The 19,769-nt window shown below is 66.8% G+C and carries 19 protein-coding genes; 15 read left to right on the forward strand and 4 right to left on the reverse strand.

Annotated elements, in window-relative coordinates; genetic code table 11:
- Positions 1–10: 10 nt before the first annotated feature.
- Positions 11–1,396 carry a leucyl aminopeptidase family protein gene (locus EV560_RS07315; protein ID WP_131855077.1) on the reverse strand — a complete coding sequence of 462 codons (1,386 nt, stop codon included), beginning with the start codon at positions 1,394–1,396 and terminating at the stop codon, positions 11–13.
- Positions 1,397–1,520: 124 nt separating this feature from the next.
- Between EV560_RS07315 and EV560_RS07320 the strand changes: the two genes are divergently transcribed.
- From EV560_RS07320 to EV560_RS07335, 4 genes are all read left to right on the forward strand, one after another.
- Entirely contained in the window at positions 1,521–2,393 is an 873-nt protein-coding gene (locus EV560_RS07320; protein WP_131855078.1) for a tetratricopeptide repeat protein, read from the forward strand.
- 397 nt (positions 2,394–2,790) lie between these two features.
- The gene (locus tag EV560_RS07325) at positions 2,791–4,071 is read left to right on the forward strand and encodes an ABC transporter substrate-binding protein (RefSeq protein ID WP_131855079.1); all 1,281 of its coding nucleotides are present in this window, start codon (positions 2,791–2,793) and stop codon (positions 4,069–4,071) included.
- A gap of 17 nt (positions 4,072–4,088) precedes the next feature.
- Positions 4,089–4,733 carry a ThuA domain-containing protein gene (locus EV560_RS07330; RefSeq protein WP_131855080.1) on the forward strand — a complete coding sequence of 215 codons (645 nt, stop codon included), beginning with the start codon at positions 4,089–4,091 and terminating at the stop codon, positions 4,731–4,733.
- Positions 4,730–6,646 carry a DUF2264 domain-containing protein gene (locus tag EV560_RS07335; RefSeq protein WP_165923362.1) on the forward strand — a complete coding sequence of 639 codons (1,917 nt, stop codon included), beginning with the start codon at positions 4,730–4,732 and terminating at the stop codon, positions 6,644–6,646. Before EV560_RS07330 ends, EV560_RS07335 begins: the two co-directional genes overlap by 4 nt.
- Before the next feature lie 31 nt (positions 6,647–6,677).
- On the opposite strand, the gene EV560_RS07340 is transcribed toward EV560_RS07335, so the two are convergent.
- Positions 6,678–7,715, reverse strand: a complete 1,038-nt coding sequence (locus EV560_RS07340; protein WP_131855082.1) for a hydroxyacid dehydrogenase — start codon at positions 7,713–7,715, stop codon at positions 6,678–6,680.
- A 182-nt stretch (positions 7,716–7,897) separates the two neighbouring features.
- Between EV560_RS07340 and EV560_RS07345 the strand changes: the two genes are divergently transcribed.
- Both EV560_RS07345 and EV560_RS07350 read left to right on the forward strand, forming a co-directional pair.
- Positions 7,898–8,836 (forward strand): carbohydrate ABC transporter permease, encoded by a 939-nt coding sequence (locus EV560_RS07345; protein ID WP_131855083.1) that lies wholly within the window; start codon positions 7,898–7,900, stop codon positions 8,834–8,836.
- On the forward strand, positions 8,829–9,698 hold the full coding sequence (locus EV560_RS07350; RefSeq protein ID WP_131855084.1) for a carbohydrate ABC transporter permease: 870 nt from the start codon (positions 8,829–8,831) through the stop codon (positions 9,696–9,698). Before EV560_RS07345 ends, EV560_RS07350 begins: the two co-directional genes overlap by 8 nt.
- Positions 9,699–9,728: 30 nt before the next feature.
- On the opposite strand, the gene EV560_RS07355 is transcribed toward EV560_RS07350, so the two are convergent.
- The gene (locus EV560_RS07355) at positions 9,729–10,400 is read right to left on the reverse strand and encodes a TetR/AcrR family transcriptional regulator (protein WP_465246981.1); all 672 of its coding nucleotides are present in this window, start codon (positions 10,398–10,400) and stop codon (positions 9,729–9,731) included.
- Positions 10,401–10,563: 163 nt separating this feature from the next.
- On the opposite strand from EV560_RS07355, the gene EV560_RS07360 reads away from it, so the two are divergent.
- The 9 genes from EV560_RS07360 to EV560_RS07400 are packed head-to-tail and all read left to right on the forward strand — an operon-like array spanning position 10,564 to position 19,409.
- The gene (locus EV560_RS07360; protein ID WP_131855085.1) at positions 10,564–11,424 is read left to right on the forward strand and encodes an FAD binding domain-containing protein; all 861 of its coding nucleotides are present in this window, start codon (positions 10,564–10,566) and stop codon (positions 11,422–11,424) included.
- Positions 11,421–11,933 (forward strand): (2Fe-2S)-binding protein, encoded by a 513-nt coding sequence (locus tag EV560_RS07365; RefSeq protein WP_131855086.1) that lies wholly within the window; start codon positions 11,421–11,423, stop codon positions 11,931–11,933. Before EV560_RS07360 ends, EV560_RS07365 begins: the two co-directional genes overlap by 4 nt.
- Entirely contained in the window at positions 11,930–14,305 is a 2,376-nt protein-coding gene (locus EV560_RS07370) for a xanthine dehydrogenase family protein molybdopterin-binding subunit (RefSeq protein WP_131855087.1), read from the forward strand. The genes EV560_RS07365 and EV560_RS07370 overlap by 4 nt, the downstream gene beginning before the upstream one ends.
- A 39-nt stretch (positions 14,306–14,344) precedes the next feature.
- Positions 14,345–15,583, forward strand: coding sequence for an ABC transporter substrate-binding protein (locus EV560_RS07375; protein ID WP_131855088.1), 1,239 nt, complete (start codon positions 14,345–14,347; stop codon positions 15,581–15,583).
- A 34-nt stretch (positions 15,584–15,617) separates the two neighbouring features.
- Positions 15,618–16,490 carry a branched-chain amino acid ABC transporter permease gene (locus EV560_RS07380; RefSeq protein WP_131855089.1) on the forward strand — a complete coding sequence of 291 codons (873 nt, stop codon included), beginning with the start codon at positions 15,618–15,620 and terminating at the stop codon, positions 16,488–16,490.
- Between the two features lie 10 nt (positions 16,491–16,500).
- The gene (locus tag EV560_RS07385; protein WP_165923363.1) at positions 16,501–17,499 is read left to right on the forward strand and encodes a branched-chain amino acid ABC transporter permease; all 999 of its coding nucleotides are present in this window, start codon (positions 16,501–16,503) and stop codon (positions 17,497–17,499) included.
- Complete coding sequence (locus EV560_RS07390) at positions 17,496–18,251, forward strand: ABC transporter ATP-binding protein (RefSeq protein ID WP_131855090.1); 756 nt, start codon at positions 17,496–17,498, stop codon at positions 18,249–18,251. The genes EV560_RS07385 and EV560_RS07390 overlap by 4 nt, the downstream gene beginning before the upstream one ends.
- Positions 18,244–18,948: an ABC transporter ATP-binding protein gene (locus EV560_RS07395; RefSeq protein WP_131855495.1), complete on the forward strand. Its 705-nt coding sequence runs from the start codon at positions 18,244–18,246 to the stop codon at positions 18,946–18,948. Before EV560_RS07390 ends, EV560_RS07395 begins: the two co-directional genes overlap by 8 nt.
- A 20-nt stretch (positions 18,949–18,968) precedes the next feature.
- The gene (locus tag EV560_RS07400; RefSeq protein WP_131855091.1) at positions 18,969–19,409 is read left to right on the forward strand and encodes a CoxG family protein; all 441 of its coding nucleotides are present in this window, start codon (positions 18,969–18,971) and stop codon (positions 19,407–19,409) included.
- 21 nt (positions 19,410–19,430) lie between these two features.
- On the opposite strand, the gene EV560_RS07405 is transcribed toward EV560_RS07400, so the two are convergent.
- Positions 19,431–19,769: a cupin domain-containing protein gene (locus EV560_RS07405; protein WP_131855092.1), complete on the reverse strand. Its 339-nt coding sequence runs from the start codon at positions 19,767–19,769 to the stop codon at positions 19,431–19,433.

Raw genomic sequence — 19,769 nt, forward strand, 5'->3', positions numbered from 1 at the left:
GCGAAGAGGCTTAACCGACAGGGTAAAACTGCTTCACCAGGGCATAGGTCAGCCGCGCCGCCTGGCATTCGCCGCCCTCGGGGCGCCCCGGTTTGGCCGAGGGATTCCAGGCGTAAATGTCGAAATGCGCGTAGGACTGCGTCTTTTCGACGAAGCGGTTGAGGAAGAGGGCTGCGGTGACGGAACCGGCGAAGGAGCCGCCGGAGACATGGTTCACATCGGCCACCTTGGAGTCGAGCATGTCGTCATAGGGCGGCCAGAGCGGCAAGCGCCAGACCGGATCGTTGACCGCCCGCCCCAGCCTGGTGATCTCGGCCGCCAGCCCCTCGTCATGGGTGTAGAAGGGCGGCAACTGCGGCCCGAGCGCGACGCGGGCTGCGCCGGTCAGCGTGGCGTAATCGACCAGCAGCTCCGGCGTCTCCTCATCGGCCAGCGCCAGCGCATCGGCGAGGATGAGCCTGCCCTCCGCGTCGGTATTGCCGATCTCGACGGAGATGCCCTTGCGGCTCGGCAAGACATCGCCCGGCCGGAAAGCCGAGCCCGAGACGGCGTTCTCGACCGCCGGCACGAGCAGGCGCAGCCTGATCGGCAGCTTCGCCAGCATGATCATGCGCGCCGCGGCGATCGCGGCGGCCGCCCCGCCCATATCCTTCTTCATCAACAGCATGCTGGCATCGGGCTTGAGGTTGAGCCCGCCCGTGTCGAAGGCGACGCCCTTGCCGACCAGCGTCACCTTGGGATGGGATGGATCGCCCCAGACCAGGTCGATCAGGCGCGGCGCCCGCGAGGAGGCGCGGCCGACGGCATGGATCATCGGAAAATTGCGGGCGATCAGGTCGTCGCCGACGATGCTAACGACGGTGGCACCGCATTCCTGGCCGAGCTGGCGGATCGCCTGCTCGATCTCGGCGGGGCCGAGATCGTTGGCCGGCGTGTTGACGAGGTCGCGGGCGAGCGCGACGGAATCCGCCAGCGCGCTCAGCTCCGCGCCATCGACACCCTCCGGGATAACGAGGCGTGCCGCGGCGGCCGGCTTCTTGCGGTAGCGCTCGAAGCGATAGGTCTGGAGCAGCCAGGCCAGCGCGGCGAGGCCCGGATCGTCGATCTCACCGGAGAGCGCGTAATCGCCGGCGGGAAGCGTCGCGGCAAGGCGGCCGGGCGCGAAGGGATCGCGCCAGCGTGCGCCAGCCGGCTCGACGCCGAGCAGCGCCGCAGCGATCGCGCCTGACGCATCGGGCAGCACGAGATGCTGGCCGGGCCGCGCGACAAAGCCCTGAGCCTGCGCGAATCGGCCGGCCTGGGGCGGCAAGGTCTCGGCCAGCGCGGCCCAGCCGGCCTTGGAGACGATATGGACCGGAATGGCGGCGGGCGCCGAGGCGAGGAGCAGGCTATGCACGGTTGGCGGACCAGGTCGAGAGCGGGAGGAACAGGGAACGGCAGGACCGGTTAAGGAAGCATTAGGGTTAACGTTTTATCACCTGAGCGACCAGAGCTTCCAACGCGGCGAGGCGCCCTTCCCCATGTCTCACAGCCTTTCCCAGCCCGCACGCCGGACCGCTTCCTCCCGGCATGGCCTGTTCGCGGCGGTCTGCCTCGCTGCGCTGGCGCTGGCCGGTTGCCAGAGCCGTGGCGGTGGCATCGGCGATATCACGGGCTCGATCGGCCAGGCGCCGACCCAACCGCGCAGCCAGGCCGAGTGGGCGAGCGAATCCAGCAAATGGGGCAAGCGCTACGAGGCGAACCAGAAGGATCGCAACGCCGCCTTCTACTATGCCCGCGCGCTTCGCGCACAAAGACAGCACGCCCAGGCGCTGGCGATCCTGCAGAACGCCGTGCTGACCTTCGGCGACGACAAGGAAATGCTCGGCGCCTACGGCCGTTCGCTCGCCGATAACGGCCGGCTGAAGGAGGCCGACGAGGTGCTCGGGCGGGCGCATTCGCCGGAGCGCCCGGACTGGCGCATCCTGTCGGCGCAGGGCACCGTCGCCGACCAGCTCGGCGAGCATCCGCGCGCCCAGCAGCTCTATGAGACCGCGCTGAAGCTCGCTCCGGGCGAGCCGACCATCATGTCCAATCTCGGCCTGTCGCTGGCGCTGTCCAGGCACCTGCCGGAAGCCGAGCGCGTGCTGCGCGAAGCGGCCTCCTCGAACAGGAGCGATGCGCGGGTCCGGCAGAATCTCGTGCTGGTGCTCGGCCTGCAAGGCCGCTTCACCGAGGCCGAGGAGCTGGCGCGGCAGGACCAGAGCCCGGCCGAGGCGGCCGCCACCGTCGCCTATCTCAAGCGCAGCGTCAGCCAGCCGAACAGCTGGGACATGCTGAAATCGGGCGGGCGGAACAAGCCGGCGCCGGCGAAGCAGGCGGCGCCGCTTCAGCAAGGCGCGTCGCAGGGCTGAGCACCGTCTTCGGCAGGGTCGCATAGGGTCGCAGCGCGAGCGCACACGAGACCTATTTCTGCAGCTATTCGCAGCAAATGACCGTTCGTGGCGTCGCAGCCCGGCGGTCGCCTGCAGCCTGTCGGCTGCTGTCACTCGGCTTCTGCGCGAGATGCGGCTCGCGACCAATCCCCCCTTAGGGCACGCCACCGGACGGCAGCCAGCGCCAGGTCGAAACCGATCCAGGTGACGACTTGACATTGGCGCCGCCCCGCGGAAAGTTGTAACCAGTCAGTTACAAACCTCCGGGTAAAAATTGTAACCGATCGGTTACCTCCCTCGTGACGAAAATGGCACGAGGCAATGCCGAAAAGCAGCGACGACAAAGCATCGTCAGCTCAACAACGGGAGGATCGCCATGGATGGCGGAAGCATCAGCAGGCGCAGTCTGCTTGGAGCCGGTGCCGGTGCACTGGCGATCGGGCTCTCATCACGGCCAGCGACAGCGCAGGAACTCCGCCTGCGCATGTACTGGTGGGGATCGCAGGATCGCGCGCGGCGCACGCTCGCGGTGGCCGATCTCTACCAGCAGCAATTCCCCAATGTGAAGGTCGCCGGCGAGACCACCGGCGCCGATTATTGGACGAAGCTCGCGACCCAGATGGTCGGGCGCAATATTCCCGATGTCTTCCAGCTCGAGCCGACGACGCTTCCGGACTATGCACGCCGCGGCGCCTGCGCCCCACTTGATGCCTATATGCCGAAAACGCTGGATATCGAGCGGTTCGGCAAGAACATCGTCGATCTCTGCCGCGTCGACGGAAAGGTATGGGGCGTAGGACTCGGCCTGAATTCCTTTGCACTGCTTTATGACACCGAGGCCTTCGCGCAGGCCGGCATGGCGCCGCCGAACGAGAAGACGACCTGGAAGGAGTTCGCCGATCTCTCGGTCGAGCTGACCAAGGCACTGAAGAAGCCCGGCTATTGGGGCGCGCCCTATGGCGCGCGCTATCACTATGCGCTCGATGTCTGGCTGCGGCAGCGGAACAAGTTCCTGTTCAACGCCGACGGCAAGCTCGGCTTCGTGGCGGATGATGCCGCGGAATTCTTCAACTACTGGGAAGACCTGCGCAAACGCGGTGGCTGCGTGCCCGCCGATGTGCAGGCGCTCGATCAGTTGCTGATCGAATCGAACCCGCTCGGGCTCGGCAAGGCGGCGATGGGCCTGGTCTATTCGAACCAGCTCATCGGCTATCAGCTGATGCTCAAGTCGAAGCTGGGGATCACGACCTTCCCGATGACGAGCGCGAGCGCGCCCTCGGGCCATTATTATCGCCCGGCGCTGATCTGGAGCGTCGGAGCCACGTCGAAACAACCCGAGGCCGCCGCCGCCTTCATCAACTTCTTCGTCAACGATGCCAAGGCAGGCGAAATCCTCGGGGTCGAGCGCGGCGTGCCGCTCTCGCCGGCGATCCGCGAGGCGATCCTGCCGACGCTCAACGAGACCGAGCAGGCGACGGTGAAATATGTGAGCCAGCTCGCCGACAAGGTCATGCCCTATCCGGCGCCGGCGCCCAAGGGCGCCCAGGAGTTCGAGCGCACCGTGCTGCGGCCGATCGCCGATCAGCTCGCCTTCGGCAAGCTCAGCCCAAGCGACGCCGCGAAGCAGCTCGTCGCCGACGGCTCGCGCGTCCTCTGAGCCCAGGGGCGCGGCGGATGCGCGAGGCGCTGATCGTCTGGGGCGGCTGGCCCGGGCATGAGCCGGAAGCCTGCGCGACGATCATCGCCGGGATGCTGCGCGAGGACGGCATGAACGTGCATGTGACGCATGATTTCGCCGCTTTCGGCGATCCGTCATTGCAGCGCATGAGCCTCGTCGTGCCCGTGATCACGCGAGCGAAGATCGCCCGCGAGCCGCTCGACAACCTGATCGCGGCGGTGAAATCCGGCACCGGCCTCGCGGGCTGCCATGGCGGCCTCGCGGGGTCGTTCCGCGAAGAGGTCGATTTCCATTTCATGTGCGGCTGCCAATGGGTGGCCCATCCCGGCGGGATGATCGATTTTCGCGTCGAGGTGACGCGGCCGGACGATCCCATCATGGCCGGCATCGACAGCTTCGATTATGCCTCGGAGCAGTATTACCTGCATTACGATCCGGCGATCGAGATCCTGGCGACGACGACCTTCTCGGGCGGCCATGGCGCGCCCTGGACGAAAGGCGTCGTGATGCCGGTGGCCTATAAGAGGCGCTTCGGCGATGGCCGCATCTTCTACAGCGCGCTCGGGCATTCGGCGCGCGAGTTCGACCATGCCGCGATGCGCATGATCCTGCGCCGCGGCCTGCAATGGGCGGCACGATGACGATCGACATTCACGCCCTCGACATGTCGATCCGCGGTAATCGCCTCGCCAATCGCAACGATGCACGCCGCCTGCTGCGCGATCTGTTCCAGCCGCTGGTTCCGGCTTTCAGCCCGGGCCGGGCGCAGGTGAAGCTCGGCCTTGACGCCGCGCATTTCGACCGCAAGGCCGCCTGGTTCGAGGGTTTCGCACGCCCGCTCTGGGGGCTCGCGCCCCTGCATGCCGGCGGTGGCGATTTCGAATTCTGGTCCTTGTTCAGGGACGGGATCAGCAGCGGTGTCGATCCGGACGATCCCGAATATTGGCAGCTGACGACCGACCATAACCAGCGCTCGGTCGAAATGGCCGCGCTCGGCTTCGCGCTCGCGCTCGCGCCGGACATGCTCTGGCAGCCTCTGCCGCAGAAGACCCGTGAGCAACTGGCAACGTGGCTCGGCCATATCCAGTCCGTGGCGATGGCCGACAATAACTGGCGCTTCTTCCCGGTGATGGCGGGGCTCGGGCTGCAGCGCGTCGGCGTCGCGATCGACGAGGCGGTGCGCGACGCGCATCTGCGGCGCATCGACGAATTCTATCGCCGCGACGGCTGGTACATGGACGGGCCCGGCGGCTTCATCGACCACTATAATGGCTTCGCGCTGCAGTTTTACGGGCTGATCTACGCGCGCCATGCCGCCTCATCCGACCCGGAGCGCGCGACGCTGTACCGCGAACGCGCGCGCGACTTCGCGCAGAGTTTCCAGCACTGGTTCGCCGAGGATGGCGCCGCCCTCGCGATCGGCCGCTCGCTGACCTACCGCTTCGCCATGGCCGGCTTCTGGGCCGCGCTCGCCTATGCCGGCGTCGAGGCGCTGCCCTGGGGCCGAATTCGAGGCCTATGGGCGCGGCACATGCGCTGGTGGCTGGAGAGGCCGATGCTCGATGCGGCCGGGCATCTCTCGGTCGGCTATGGCTGGCCGAACTATCTGATGAGCGAGGAGTATAACTCGCCGGGCTCGCCCTATTGGGCGTTCAAGGCGTTCCTGCCGCTCGCATTGCCCGAGGATCATCCGTTCTGGACGGCATCGGAAGAGGATGCGCCGCCGCTGGACCGGCCTGTGCTGGTTCCGGGCGCGTCGATGCTGATCCAGCGCGATCGGGGCGATGTCATCGCCCTGCCGGCGGCGCCGGTGCGGCTCGACATGCGCAACTCGACCGACAAATACGGCAAATTCGCCTATTCCTCGCGCTTCGGGCTCTGTGTCGAGGCGGATCGCTGGATCAGGCACGGCTCCGTCGGCGACAATATCCTCGCCGTCAGTGACGACGGCATCGATTTCCAGGCGCGGCGCGCGATCACATCGTCGCGTCTCGGCGATGACTGGCTGGAAACACGCTGGTCGTCGACCGCTGGCGTGGCCGTCGTGACATTGCAGGCATTCGTCCGCGGCTGGGAATTGCGCCTGCACGATGTCGACAGCGAAAAGCCGCTGATGCTGATCGAGACCGGCCATTGCGTGCCGACCCGTCTCGGTACACGCGGCAGGTTGCGCGCCGAGCTCGCGGAAGCGCCATCACAGGGGGCGCGCGGCACCGCGATCCTGCTCGATGACGGGCATCGCAGCGCGATCGTCGATCTCGGCAGCGCCCGCTTCGCCAGCGCGACCGATGCCGCGCCGAACACGAATATCCTGTTTCCGCACGCGGCCGCGCCCTGTCTGGCGGGGCCGCTCGCGAGCGGCCGCCATTTGCTGATCACGGCCGTGCGCGCGGTCAAGGGCGCGCCGGATGGCCCCTGGGACGGCCTTCCGACGGTGGAAGAGGTGATCGCCCTGGCAGGCGACGCCGATTGGGAGGTGGAGCGGGTCGAAGCGATTGTGCGCAGCCCCGCCGCAAGCGACCTGCGCACCACCCACGTACCTGCGGTATCGTGAGCCTCGGATGCGCGGCGCTGGTGACGATCCCCTACGCGATCCGCTCCAGCGCCGAGATATCGATGCCATGCTGCAGCGGCTCGCCGCGGGTATAGCGTTCGATTTCCTCGACGATCAGCGCGCCGAGCCGCTCGCGCTCGCTGCCGAGGGCGCCGGCGACGTGCGGCGTCAGCAGCACGTTGGGCAAGGTGTAGAGCGGCGAGCCGGCCGGCAGCACTTCCGGTTCGGTCACATCGATGACAGCGTCGATGCGGCCGCTGACGAGTTCGGCCTCCAGCGCCGCATGATCGACGAGCGCGCCCCGCGCCGTATTGATCAGCGTCGTCCCGTCGCGCAGCAGCGCCAGGCGGCGCGCATCGATCATATGGCGCGTCGCTTCGAGCGACGGTGCGTGCAGGGAGAGGATGTCGCAGCGGCGGATGAGATCGTCGAGATCGAGCAGCGTGACGCCGAGCGCCTTCGCTTCGGAAGGCGTCACGAAGGGATCGTGCAGCAGGATCTCGAACGCGAACGGACGCAGCAATTCGATGACGCGACGGCCGATCCGCGAAGCACCGACGATGCCGATCGCCTTCCGGTAATTGCCGATCGGCTCGTCCGCGAGCGGCATTGCATGCCGCGTCACCTTGCTCTCGGCATAGATCTGGCGAAAGCGCAGCACGCGCTTGTTGGCGAAGAGGATCGCGGCCAGCGTGAATTCTGCGACGGGCAAAGCGTTGGCGGCGGCGGCATGCGTCACCGCGATGTCGCCGGCGAAGATCTCCGGGGCGATAAAGGTCTTCACGGTTCCGGCCGCATGCGCGATCAGCCGCAGCTTCGGGGCGCGCACCAGCATCTCCGCGCCGATCGGCGCACAACCCCAGCTGGTGATCAGGATTTCGACCTCCGCCAGCACGGCAGCGGCGCGCGCATCGTCGAATTGCCGGAGCGGAACGGCGTCGGGGATATCGCAGAGCTCGGCCAGCCGCTGCAGATGCGCCGCCGCGAAGACATGGGGCGTGTGGTCCGGCGACAGGGCGTAGGCGGCGCGCGGGCGCTGTCTTGCGGAGACCGTCGAGCGATCGTTCATACGTGGCCTCCCGCTTCGGCGTACCGCACGCCACGCCCGAATGCGGAGCGCGGCCAAGTCCTCGTCGCGGCGATCAGGCTCACTCCGAAAGGCAAAATCTCGGCACCCGCAGCCGGTTGTCAATTCGAAACTCGCGCAGCCCTCGCACCGAGCGGCCACGACAGATCATGGAGGCCAGCACCATGACGACAACGCTTGCCGATGGCGTATCCACGCGCGAAGTCCGCGAGCCGGGCAGGAGATGGCTGCCGCATTGGGCGGCAGGCTACCTGTTCCTCTCGCCATGGTTCCTCGGGTTTTTCGGGCTGACCTTGGCGCCGGCCCTGGTCTCGCTCTACCTGTCCTTCACCGAATTCGACCTGCTGCGCGATCCGCGCTGGATCGGCCTCGGGAACTACACGCGCCTCGCGACCAACGATCCGAAATTTGTGGCGGCGATGCGGGTGACCTTCACCTATGTCCTGTTCGCCGTTCCGCTGAAGCTGATCTTCGCGCTCTCCGTCGCAATGCTGCTGAACAAGGGCGTGCGCGGCCTGTCGATCTACCGCGCGCTGTTCTATTTGCCGTCGCTGCTCGGCGCGAGCGTCGCCATCGCGGTGCTATGGCGGCAATTGTTCGCCGGCGACGGCCTGGTCAACCAGATCGTGCTGGCCGTGTTCGGCGTGCAGGGGCCAGCCTGGATCGCCGATCCGGAATATTCGCTCTACACGCTGGTGATCCTGAGCATCTGGCAGTTCGGCTCGCCGATGATCATCTTCCTCGCCGGCCTCAGGCAGATTCCGCAGGACGTCTATGAGGCCGCGGAAATGGATGGCGTCAGTCGCCGGCGGGTCTTCCTGCGGATCACGCTGCCGCTGCTCTCGCCGGTGATCTTCTTCAACGCGGTGGTGCAGACGATCGACGCGTTCAAGGCCTTCACCCCGGCCTTCATCATCAGCGACGCGACCGGCGGGCCGGTGAATTCGACCCTGTTCTACACGCTCTATCTCTACCAGGAGGCCTTCGCCTATTTCCGCATGGGCTACGCGTCGGCGCTCGCCTGGGTCCTCGTCGTCATCGTCGCGATCTTCACCGTCTTTTCATTCCTGACGTCGCGCTACTGGGTGCATTACGATGAATGATCAGCCCCGCGCCGCAAGCGGTGGGCGAGCCGCCATCTCGTCCAATTCCCTGCTTCGCCACGTGCTGCTCTGCGCGGCGTCGCTTGTCATGCTCTATCCGCTGCTATGGATGCTCGCGAGTTCGTTCAAGCCGGAGAGCGAAATCTTCCATTCGATGTCGATCTTGCCATCGCATCTCGATTTCGATTCCTATGTCAGGGGCTGGTTCGGGCTGCGCGATACCTTCGGAACCTTCTTCCTCAATTCCGCGATCATCGCGGTGCTGGCGGTGATCGGCAATGTCCTGTCCTGCTCGCTCGCCGCTTTCGCCTTCGCGCGGCTGGAGTTTCCCGGCAAGACCATCTTCTTTTCGTTGATGCTGGGCACGCTGATGCTGCCCTATCACGTGACCCTGATCCCGCAATACGTGATGTTCCTGCATCTCGGCTGGGTCGACAGCATCCTGCCGCTGGTCGTACCGAAATTCCTCGCAGCGGATGCGTTCTTCATCTTCCTGCTCGTGCAGTTCTTCCGCGGGATTCCGCGCGAGCTCGACGAAGCGGCGATGATGGATGGCTGCAGCCCGTGGCGGATCTATTGCAAGATCATGCTGCCGCTCTCGCTGCCGGCGCTTGCGACGGCGGCGATTTTCACCTTCATCTGGACCTGGGACGATTTCTTCGGGCCGCTGATCTATCTGAACGACATGAGCAACTATACGGCGCAGCTCGGCCTGCGCAGCTTCGTCGACTCGACCGGCAAATCCGATTGGGGCGCGCTGTTCGCGATGTCGTCGCTCACGCTCCTGCCCGTCTTCATCGTCTTTATCTTCTTCCAGCGGCTGCTGATCGAAGGCGTCGCGACGACCGGCATGAAGCGCTGAACGCTCGGTGCGGCCTCCAACGCCGGCCGCTCAATCCTCGCGTCGAACGAGGTCCGGGGCCATCTGACGGGCCCCGATGAAGAAGCCACGCACAGCATCCGCGACGATGTCGTCGAGCCTATGAGGTGTCGGGGTCTGATACACGTAGCGGCGGATGGCGATGTAGAAGATGCGGCCGTGCAGGCCCCAGAACATCTCGGTCTCCCGTTCCGTCAGCGGCTGCTCGGCCGCTCCGGGAAGGCCGAGCTCGGCGCGCAGCTCCAGGCAGGCCGGCTCGATGATCTCGCGCCGCACGATATCGAGATAGCGCCCTGTGATGTCGACCGCCCGCAAACCCGAGAAGACGAAGATCCTGACCCAGTCATGGTCGAAGACGCGGGCGACGTAGTCCAGGTAGAACTGGGTGAGCCTTGTCTCGAGCGGGCGTGAACGGTCCGCGATCAGCGGCGCCCAGGAGGCCTGCCAGCGGCTCAGATAGACATGCTGGTAGACCCGCTCGATCAGCGCCTCCTTGCTCGGGAAATGGCGATAGATCGCGGAATGCGTGATTCCCATGCGCTTGGCGAGCTCGCGGGTCTGCCCCTCGAAACCATGCTCGGCGAAGAAGCGGATCGCCTCGTTCAGGATGGCCTGTTCCCGCTCCGGCGCCCGCATATTCCGCCGGCGAGGGCGAATATCCGCCGCATCTTCAGAGGTCGTCATTCTCACTCCGCTATAGTCATCCGGGTATAACGCATTGGCCCGGCTCGGTAAATTTGTGACCGAATGGTCATTTTAGCTTGACGCTCTCCGGATGTCGTGCATCCTTTTGAGACCAGATGGTCACAAATCTGGAATGGGAACGCATCAACGGAGTTCGGCGGCTGTGAAAGCCCGCGCCTTCAGCTATGTCCGTCCAGCGACGCTGGCCGAGGCATTCGACGCCTTCGCGGCTGCAGGGGGCGAGGCGAGCTATATCGCCGGCGGGCAAAGCCTGGTGCCGGCGCTGGCCCTGCGCCTACAGGCTCCGGAATGCCTGGTCGATATCGCCGATATCGCCGAGCTGCGCGGCATCTCGCAGGAGGGCGAGTGGCTGCGCCTCGGCGCGCTGACACGCCATGTCGAGGCGCATGACGATCCGCTGATCGCCGCCTGCGCGCCCCTTCTGGCGCTGGCGGCGCCGCATGTCGCGCATCCAGCCATCCGCAACCGGGGCACGCTCGGCGGCAGCGTCGCCCTGGCTGATCCGGCCTCCGAATTCCCGGCGATGATGCTCGCCATGGACGCCGAGATGGAAATCGCAGGCCCGGCCGGACGGCGCCGTGTGCCGGCGACCGAGTTCTTCCAGGATCTCTATCAGACGGCAATCGAGCCCGGCGAATTGCTGGTCGCGCTGCATATCCCGCTGGCGCGACCTGAGCATCGCTGCGACTTCGACGAGCTGGCGCGCAGGCGCGGCGACTATGCCATTGTCGGCTGCGGCGTGATGCTGGCGCTGCCACAGGAGGTGGTGAGCGAAGCCCGCATCGCCTTCCTCTCGGTCGGGCCGACGCCGGTGCGCGCCCGCGCCGCCGAGGCGGCGTTGACTGGAAACCGTCTCGATGGAGATGCCACTCGCCGGGCCCAGGCGGCGCTGTCGGAGGATCTCGATCCGGCTGAGGACGAACAGGTGCCGGCGGCGATGCGGCTGCACCTCGCCCGCGTCCTGCTCGGCCGGCTTCTCGGCCGGATCGCGGGGGCGGCATGAGCGCGCATCTGCCCCTCACCCTGTCCGTCAATGGCGAGGAGGTGAGCCGCCTCGTCGAGCCGCGCGAGACGCTCGCCGATTTCCTGCGCCGCGACCTCAGCCTGACCGGCACCCATACCGGCTGCGAGATGGGCGTCTGCGGCGCCTGCCTCGTCATGCTGGACGGATTGCCTACGCATGCCTGCCTGGTCTTCGCGGTGCAGGCGCAGGGCGCCAGCGTCGAGACCGTGGAGGGGCTGACCCAGAGCGCGGCAATCGCCGATCTGCAGCGCGCCTTCCATGAGCGCAATGCGCTGCAATGCGGCTTCTGCACGCCGGGCATGCTGGTCACGGCCCAGGGGTTGCTCAGCCGCAAGGCTCTCCCGAGCCGCGAGGAGATCCGCGACGCACTCTCGGGCAATTACTGCCGCTGCACCGGCTACGAGGCGATCGTCGATGCGATCGAGATGGTGGCGCGCCGCCGGGCAGCCGGTGAGACGGCGACCTCCTTCGTGGAGGAGCCGGCATGAACGCCCCGCTCGGCACACTCGACCGCCCCAACTCCTATATCGGCCGTTCCGTCTCGCGCCCGAACGCCAAGCGGCTGCTCGCCGGACGCGGGCGCTATGTCACCGATCTCGTGCTGCCGCGCATGCTGCACGCCACCTTCCTGCGCAGCCCCTATGCCCATGCGCGTATCGTCTCGGTCGATCTGGGGGCGGCGCGCGCCATGCCGGGCGTCCGGCTCGTTGCAACCGGAGCGGAGCTGGCGAAGCTCTGCACGCCCTGGACCGGCACGCTCGACCATTTCAAGGGTATGAAGTCGGCGCCGCAACTGCCGCTGCCGGTCGAGGAGGTGCTGTGGTCCGGGCAGGCTGTCATCGCCGTGGTGGCGGAGACGCGAGCGCAAGCGGAGGATGCGGCCGAGGCGATCATCGTCGCGTTCGAGGAACTCCCTCCCGTGGTCGAGATCGACCAGGCCCGCGAACCCGATGCCGATCGGGCCGCGCTCGCTGTCGCTGACAATCTCTGCTTCCATAGCCGGCTCGATACAGGCAGCATCGACGAGGTCTTCGCCGGCGCCGCCCATATCGTCGAGGAGGAGTTCCTGTTCGGGCGGCACACCGCCGTGACGCTGGAGCCGCGCGCGATCATCGCCCACTGGGACGCGAGCGAAGGCAAGCTCACCGTCCACCACGCGACGCAAACTCCCTACCAGTTCCAGGACCTCTATTCCCGGCACTATGGCATCCCCGAGGCCAGCGTGCGGGTGATCGCGCCGGATATCGGCGGCTCCTTCGGCATGAAACTGCATGTCTATCCCGAGGACATGGCCGTGGTGGGCCTGAGCATGCTGTGCGGCAGGCCGGTCAAATTCGTCGCCGATCGGATCGAATCCTTCGTGTCCGACATCCACGCCCGCGACCATCGCGTACGAGCTCGCATGGCGCTCGATGGCAAGGGAACGATCCTCGCCGTCGATGTCGACGACGTCACCGCGATCGGCGCCTTCTCGACCTATCCGCGCACCAGCGCGGTCGAGGGCAATCAGGTGATCCGCCTGATCGGGGCGCCCTATCGCTTCCGCGACTACCGGGCCGAGCTCTCCGTCGTCTTCCAGAACAAGGTGCAGACCAGCCAGTACCGGGCGGTCGGGCACCCGATCGCCTGCACCGTCACCGAGCGGCTCGTCGATCTGGCGGCGGCGAAGGCCGGGCTCGACCCCATCGCGATGCGCGAGAAGAACCTGATCGCAGACGACGCCTATCCCTGCGACTCGCCGACCGGCTACAAATTCGAGGCGCTGTCGCATCAGGCGAGCCTCAAGAAGCTCAAGGCGCTGATGGACTATGACGCCCTGCGCGCCGAGCAGGCGGCGCTGCGCCGGCGCGGCATCCATCGCGGCATCGGCATCGCCAGTTTCGTCGAGATCTCCAATCCGAGTCCGGCCTTTTACGGCATCGGCGGCGCGCGCATCTCGGCGCAGGACGGCGCCATCATCACCGTCACGCCGTCGGGCGAGGTCCGCTGCCTGATCTCCGTGACCGAACAGGGCCAAGGCACCGAGACGATCATCGGACAGGTCGTGGCCGACCAGCTCGGCGTCCCGCGTGAGCGCGTCCGCGTGATGACCGGCGACACCGAAACGACACCGCATGGCGGCGCGACCTGGGCCTGCCGCGGCGCCGGCATCGGCGGCGAGACGGCGCTGCAGGCTTCGCGGAAGCTGCGCGGCAACGTGCTCTTGGTTGCCGCGACGATCCTGCAGGCGAAGGCCGACGAGCTCGACATGCGCGAGGGCGTCATCGTCGATGCGCCGACAGGCGCCGAGCGCATCAGCCTCGCCGAGGTCGCCCGCATCGCCTATTTCCGCTCGGACACGCTGCCGCCCGGCGTCAGCGCGCAGCTCTCGGTCGCGCATCACTACGCGCCGCAGGGCTATCCCTTCGCCTTCACCAATGGCGTCCAGGGCTGCCATGTCGAGCTCGATACCCAGACCGGCTTTGTCAGGATCCTGAAGCATTGGGTGGTCGAGGATTGCGGCCGCATCATCAACCCGCTGCTGGTCGACGAGCAGGTGCGTGGCGGCGTGGTGCAGGGGCTGGGCGCGGCCTTCTTCGAGGAATGCCGCTACGACGAGAACGGCCAGCTGACCAACGGCTCGCTCGCCGATTACCTCGTGCCGATGGCCTGCGAGATGCCCGACATCGTCGTCGGCCATATCGAGACGCCGACCGCCGATACCGAACTCGGAGCCAAGGGCTGCGGCGAGGCCGGCACTGCCGCAGCCTCCGCTGCCGCGCTCAATGCCGTCAATGACGCGATGAGCCCGTTCGGGGCGAGCATCGCGCAGATCCCAATGACGCCCGCGCGCCTGCTCAGGGCGCTCGGGGCGATATGACGACCGAACCAACGACAAGAACGACATCCGGAGGAGACCATGACAAGCCAGGGCAGCCATTCCATCACCCGCCGCGGCGCGCTGGCGGGCCTCACGGCCGGCACGGCGGCGCTCGCAATGCCGGCTCTCGTCCGCGCGCAGGGCGAAACGATCCGCATCGGCTTTCCGACCCCGCTGACCGGCCCCTTCGCCGCCGAGGCCAAAGACCAGGTCAAGAGCGCCGAGCTCGCGGTGAAGCTCGTCAACGACAAGGGCGGCATTGCCGGGCGCAAGGTCGAGCTGCTGGTGCGCGACGACAAGCTCAATGCCGGCGAGGCCGCGACGCGTACGCTCGAGCTGATCGAGAAGGACAAGGTGCATGCGATCGTCGGTGCGCTGTCGAGCGCAGTGCAGCTGGCGGTCAACGAGGTCACGCGCGCCCGCAGCGTCATCTATGTCTCGATCAGCCAGTCGGACACGATCAACGAGGTCAAGGATTTCAGCCGCTTCACCTTCCATGAGGCGCTGAACCCGCACATGACCACGGCCGCGGTCGCCAAGCATACGTTCAAGCAGGGATCGAAGGTCGCCTATCTCGTCGCCGATTATGCCTATGGCCATGAGATGCTGCGCGGCTTCAAGCGGGCGCAAGCTGCGCTCGGCGCGACGAGTGTCGGCGAGATCCTGCATCCGTTCGGCGCGGCCGATTACTCGACCTTCATGCCGCGGCTGCGCTCGATGCGCCCCGACATCCTGTGCATCTGCAATTTCGGCCGCGACCAGGCCAATGCGATCAAGCAGGCGGTCGATTTCGGCATGAACCGCCAGTCGAAGATCGTCGTGCCGGTGCTGCTGCACAACCAGCGCCTCGCGATCGGGCCGGAAGCCTTCGAGGGCGTGATCGGCGGCGCCAACTATTATTGGGGCCTGGAGGAGACGATTCCCTCGGCCAAGGCCTTCAACGACGCCTTCAAGGCGGCCAATAGCGGCGCCTATCCGACCGATTACGGCGCCTATGGCTTCACCGGCGTCTATTCGCTGCTGCTCGCCATGGAGAAGGCGGGCGGGACCGACACCGACAAGGTGATCGCGGCGCTGGAGGCGCTGAAATACGACGCCGCCAAGGGTCCGCAGCACTACCGGAAATGCGACCATCAGTCGGTGCAGTCGGTGCTGGTGCTGGAATCGAAGAAGAAGGCCGAGATGAAGAACGAGGCCGACCTCTTCAAGGTGCTGGCCAGCGAGCCCGCCTCGGAGGAGATCCTGCGCAGTTGCTCCGAGCTCGGCTTCCCGGCCTGACCGACATCGCAACCCGAGTCATGGAGGCTCCGTGATGGATGCCGAACTCATCGCGATGCAGCTCTTTTCGGGCGTCGCGCTCGGCGCGATCCTGATCATGGTCGCGCTCGGCCTGTCGATCATCTTCGGCATGCTCGGCGTGGTGAACTTCGCCCATGGTGCCCTGTTCATGGTCGGGGCCTATGCCGGTCTCTGGGTCGCCTCGCTTACCGGCAGCTTCTGGTGGGGGCTGCTCATCGCGCCTCTCGCCATCGGCGCCTTCGGCATGCTGATCGAGCGCGTCCTGATCCGGCCGCTCTACAAGCGCTCGGTCGACGATCCGCTGCTCCTGACCTTCGGGCTCGGCTATGTGCTCGTGGAAGCTGTGCGGATCGTCTTCGGCAGCGACGGCATCCCGTTCTCGACGCCGCCGGAGCTGGCCGGTGTCGCCGATCTCGGCATCGGCTTCTTCCCGATATACCGGCTCTTCGTCGTCGGCGTCGTCGCCATCATCTTGCTGCTGCTCTGGCTCGGGCTGGAGAAGACCAAGTTCGGCCTGATCGTCAGGGCGGGCGCCAAGGACCCGCAGATCATGCGCGTCCTCGGTATCGACATCGCCAAGGTCTGGCTGCTCGTCTTCGGCCTCGGCATCGGACTGACCGCACTCGGCGGCGTGCTCGCCGCGCCGATGCGCAACGTCAACCCCGAAATGGGCTCGCTCGTGCTGGCGGAAGCCTTCGTCGTCACCGTGATCGGCGGCATGGGCTCGCTGGTCGGCGCGGTCGTGGCCGGGCTGCTGGTCGGCGTCGCGATCAGCATGACCGCGCTGTTCGCGCCGGAAATGGCGACGATCGTGATGTTCGCGCTAATGGCGCTCGTGCTGCTGGTCAGGCCCCAGGGCCTGTTCGGCAAGCCCGGGCGGGCGTGAGGAGACCAGGATGAGCGCCTCGACCTCCTCCATCGCCGCCGGCATGCCCGGCCAAGCCGGGCAGCGCGGCTGGCGCGCACGGCTCGTCGCCTGGCGCGTGCCGCTCTCGATCCTGGCGCTGTGCCTTCTGCCCTGGCTGCTGCCGTCCAAGGCGCTCGCTGTCAACGTGCTGGTCTATGGGCTGGTCGCCGTCGGCTACAATCTGCTCTTCGGCTATACCGGGCTGCTCTCCTTCGGCCATGCCGCCTTCTTCGGGGCCGGCGCCTATGCCACCGGCATCGCCATCGGCCAGTTCGGCGTGCCCTGGTTCGCGGCGGTCCTGCTCGGCATAGCTGTCGGCGGTGCGCTCGCCTTCGTCATCGGCCTGCTCTCGATCCGCACGCGTGGCATCTATTTCTCGATGGTGACGCTCGCGCTGTCGCAGCTCGTCTACTACACCGCTCTGCAGGCCTCGTCCTGGACCGGCGGCGAGAACGGCCTGCGCGGCTTCACCGTGGCGAAGCTCGACATTTTCGGCTGGTCGATCGACTTCCTCGATCCGGTGAAGAAATACTATGTGCTGATGGTCTTCGCCGCCGCGGCGCTCTGGCTGGTCTCGCGCATCCTGAACTCGCCCTTCGGCGCAGTGATCGAGGCGATCCGCGAGAACGAGACGCGGGCTCGCGCCTGCGGCTACGATGTCGAGCGCAGCAAGCTGATCTCGTTCACGCTATCGGGGCTGATCTGCGCGCTGGCGGGCACGCTCTCGGCGCTGCACCTCGCCATCGTCCCGCTCGACATCCTGCACTACCAGACCTCGGGCATGATCGTGATGATGACGCTGCTCGGCGGGGCCGGCAGCTTCTTCGGCCCGTTCGTCGGCGCGCTCGCCTTCCTGCTGATGGAGGATGTGGTCTCGCTCTGGACCTCGCACTGGCAGATCGTCGTCGGCACGGTTTTCATCCTGTTCGTGCTGTTCCTGCCCAAGGGCGTCTGGGGAACGCTGCTCGCCTGGAGGGCCGGGCGATGAAGGCTCCCCTGCTCTCGGTCGATAATATCGGCCGGCGCTTCGGTGCCTTCGTCGCGCTCGAGGGCATCACTGCTTCGTTCGAGCCGAACAAGGTGACGGCGATCATCGGGCCGAACGGCGCCGGCAAGAGCACTTTCTTCAACCTGCTTTCCGGCGTGCTGGCGCCGTCGGCCGGCGCGATCCGCTTCAAGGGGCGCGACATCACCGGCACGCCGCAGCACCGCTTCGCCCATCTCGGCATTGCCCGCTCCTATCAGATCACGAACATCTTCCCGGAGCTCTCCGTCCACGAGAATGTCCGTGTCGCGGCGCAGGCCTTCCGCTCGCGCTACGACATCTGGCGCGACCGCACGGGGATGACCGAGCTCGACGACAAGGCCGATGCCGCACTGGCCGCGGTGGGACTGACGGGGAAGCGCGGCGAGACGGCGAAATTCCTCGCCCATGGCCAGCAGCGCGCGCTGGAGATCGCGATCGCGCTCGTCGCCGCTCCCGAACTTCTCCTGCTCGACGAGCCGACAGCCGGCATGGGGCCGGAGGAGACCAAGGAGATGGTCGCGCTGCTCGAGCGGCTCGCGGCCGAGCGCACCATCCTCCTGGTCGAGCACAAGATGAAGATGATCCTCGGCCTCAGCGACCGCATCCTCGTGCTGCATCACGGCCGCCTGATCGCCGATGGCAGCCCGCAGCATATCCAGGCGGACCCGGAGGTCCGCCGCGTCTATCTGGGACAGAGCGATGGCTATGCTTGAGATCGAGGGGCTGAACGCCTGGTATGGCGCGAGCCATGTCCTGCACGGCATCTCGCTGACGGTGGAGCCGGGCGAGATCGTCGCGCTGGTCGGCCGCAACGGCGCCGGCAAGACCACGACGATCCGCTCCGTCATGGGGTTGATGCCGAAGGCGACCGGCTCGGTGCGCTTCGCCGGAACCGACCTGCTGCCGCTGCCGGCGCATGCCCGCTTCAGGCTCGGCCTCGCCTATGTCCCGGAGGAACGGCGGATCGTGCCCGGGCTTTCAGTCCGCGAGAACCTGCAGCTCGGCCTCGTCGCGACCGACGGCTCGATCGATGAAAAGCGAGCCATCGACGAGATCGCCGAGAGCTTTCCGCGCCTCAAGGAGCGGCTCGACCAGCAGGGCGTCACCATGTCGGGTGGCGAGCAGCAGATGCTCGCGATCGCGCGCGCCATGATCGCCAAGCCGAGGATGATCCTGCTCGACGAGCCCTCCGAGGGCATTATGCCCGTCCTCGTCGAGGAAATGGGGGCGCTGTTCCGCCGTCTGCGCGACCAGGGCGTGACGCTGCTTCTGGTCGAGCAGAATGTCGAATGGGCGCTGAAGCTCGCCGACCGCGCCGTGATCATCGACCAGGGCGAGGTCGTTCATCGCAGCACGGCTGCCGCGCTGCTCGCCGACAAGGCCATCCAGGAACGCTACTGCGCCGTCTGAGCGGCGCCCGGGAGAAAGCCATGGACATCACCGGCGAACACCGCATCGCGGCTCCGCGCGAGCAGGTCTGGGCCGCGCTCTTCGATCCGGAGACGCTGAAAGCCTGCATCCCCGGCTGCAAGGAGCTGGAGCAGAGCTCGCCGACGAGCTTCGCCGCCAAGGTCCAGCTCAAGGTCGGCCCGGTCTCTGCGACCTTCGCGGGCACTGTCGAGCTGCAGGATATCGACGCGCCGAATGGCTGCCGCATTACCGGCCAAGGCAATGGCGGCATTGCCGGCTTCGCCAAAGGCGGCTCCGAAGTGAGGCTCGTCGCCGACGGCGACGAGACGGTGCTGAGCTATGACGCCAAGGCGGAGATCGGCGGCAAGCTCGCGGCACTGGGCAGCCGCCTGGTGCAGGCGACGTCGCGCAAGCTCGCCGACCAATTCTTCTCCGCCTTCACCGAGCGGCTCAAGGCATAGCGGCCGCGGGATACGCGACGATCAGACGAAATCGGCCCGCATCGGCGTGAAGACGTCGACCAGCGTGCCGGCTTCGACCGCGACCGCGCCATGCACCGCATCCGGCGGCACGAGGAAGCTGTCGCCCGCATTCAGACGCTGGGTGCGGCCGCTGATGGTGATGTCGAAGACGCCGCTCTCGACCAGCGAGCACTGGATATGCGGGTGGCTGTGCGGCGTGCCGATGGCGCCCGCCTCGAAGCGCACGCGCACCATCATGACCTCGTCGCGATAGGTCAGGATCTTGCGCACCACGCCCTCGCCCGCCGGCTCCCAGGGCAGCGCGGCATCGCTCGCGAAGGGCTCGTCCTTGTGGCTCAT

The sequence above is a fragment of the Allobosea sp. BK604 genome (assembly GCF_004341515.1).
Lineage (GTDB): Bacteria > Pseudomonadota > Alphaproteobacteria > Rhizobiales > Beijerinckiaceae > Allobosea.

Excerpts from the sequence above, each read along its gene's own strand:
- EV560_RS07375 (WP_131855088.1), top strand. The coding sequence starts at position 14,345 with ATGACAAGCCAGGGCAGCCATTCCATCACCCGCCGCGGCGCGCTGGCG.
- EV560_RS07380 (WP_131855089.1), top strand. The coding sequence starts at position 15,618 with ATGGATGCCGAACTCATCGCGATGCAGCTCTTTTCGGGCGTCGCGCTC.
- EV560_RS07355 (WP_465246981.1), bottom strand. The coding sequence starts at position 10,400 with ATGACGACCTCTGAAGATGCGGCGGATATTCGCCCTCGCCGGCGGAAT.
- EV560_RS07365 (WP_131855086.1), top strand. The coding sequence starts at position 11,421 with ATGAGCGCGCATCTGCCCCTCACCCTGTCCGTCAATGGCGAGGAGGTG.
- EV560_RS07325 (WP_131855079.1), top strand. The coding sequence starts at position 2,791 with ATGGATGGCGGAAGCATCAGCAGGCGCAGTCTGCTTGGAGCCGGTGCC.
- EV560_RS07405 (WP_131855092.1), bottom strand. The coding sequence starts at position 19,769 with ATGAGCCACAAGGACGAGCCCTTCGCGAGCGATGCCGCGCTGCCCTGG.
- EV560_RS07330 (WP_131855080.1), top strand. The coding sequence starts at position 4,089 with ATGCGCGAGGCGCTGATCGTCTGGGGCGGCTGGCCCGGGCATGAGCCG.
- EV560_RS07370 (WP_131855087.1), top strand. The coding sequence starts at position 11,930 with ATGAACGCCCCGCTCGGCACACTCGACCGCCCCAACTCCTATATCGGC.
- EV560_RS07390 (WP_131855090.1), top strand. The coding sequence starts at position 17,496 with ATGAAGGCTCCCCTGCTCTCGGTCGATAATATCGGCCGGCGCTTCGGT.
- EV560_RS07400 (WP_131855091.1), top strand. The coding sequence starts at position 18,969 with ATGGACATCACCGGCGAACACCGCATCGCGGCTCCGCGCGAGCAGGTC.
- EV560_RS07340 (WP_131855082.1), bottom strand. The coding sequence starts at position 7,715 with ATGAACGATCGCTCGACGGTCTCCGCAAGACAGCGCCCGCGCGCCGCC.
- EV560_RS07350 (WP_131855084.1), top strand. The coding sequence starts at position 8,829 with ATGAATGATCAGCCCCGCGCCGCAAGCGGTGGGCGAGCCGCCATCTCG.
- EV560_RS07345 (WP_131855083.1), top strand. The coding sequence starts at position 7,898 with ATGACGACAACGCTTGCCGATGGCGTATCCACGCGCGAAGTCCGCGAG.
- EV560_RS07320 (WP_131855078.1), top strand. The coding sequence starts at position 1,521 with ATGTCTCACAGCCTTTCCCAGCCCGCACGCCGGACCGCTTCCTCCCGG.
- EV560_RS07395 (WP_131855495.1), top strand. The coding sequence starts at position 18,244 with ATGCTTGAGATCGAGGGGCTGAACGCCTGGTATGGCGCGAGCCATGTC.
- EV560_RS07335 (WP_165923362.1), top strand. The coding sequence starts at position 4,730 with ATGACGATCGACATTCACGCCCTCGACATGTCGATCCGCGGTAATCGC.
- EV560_RS07385 (WP_165923363.1), top strand. The coding sequence starts at position 16,501 with ATGAGCGCCTCGACCTCCTCCATCGCCGCCGGCATGCCCGGCCAAGCC.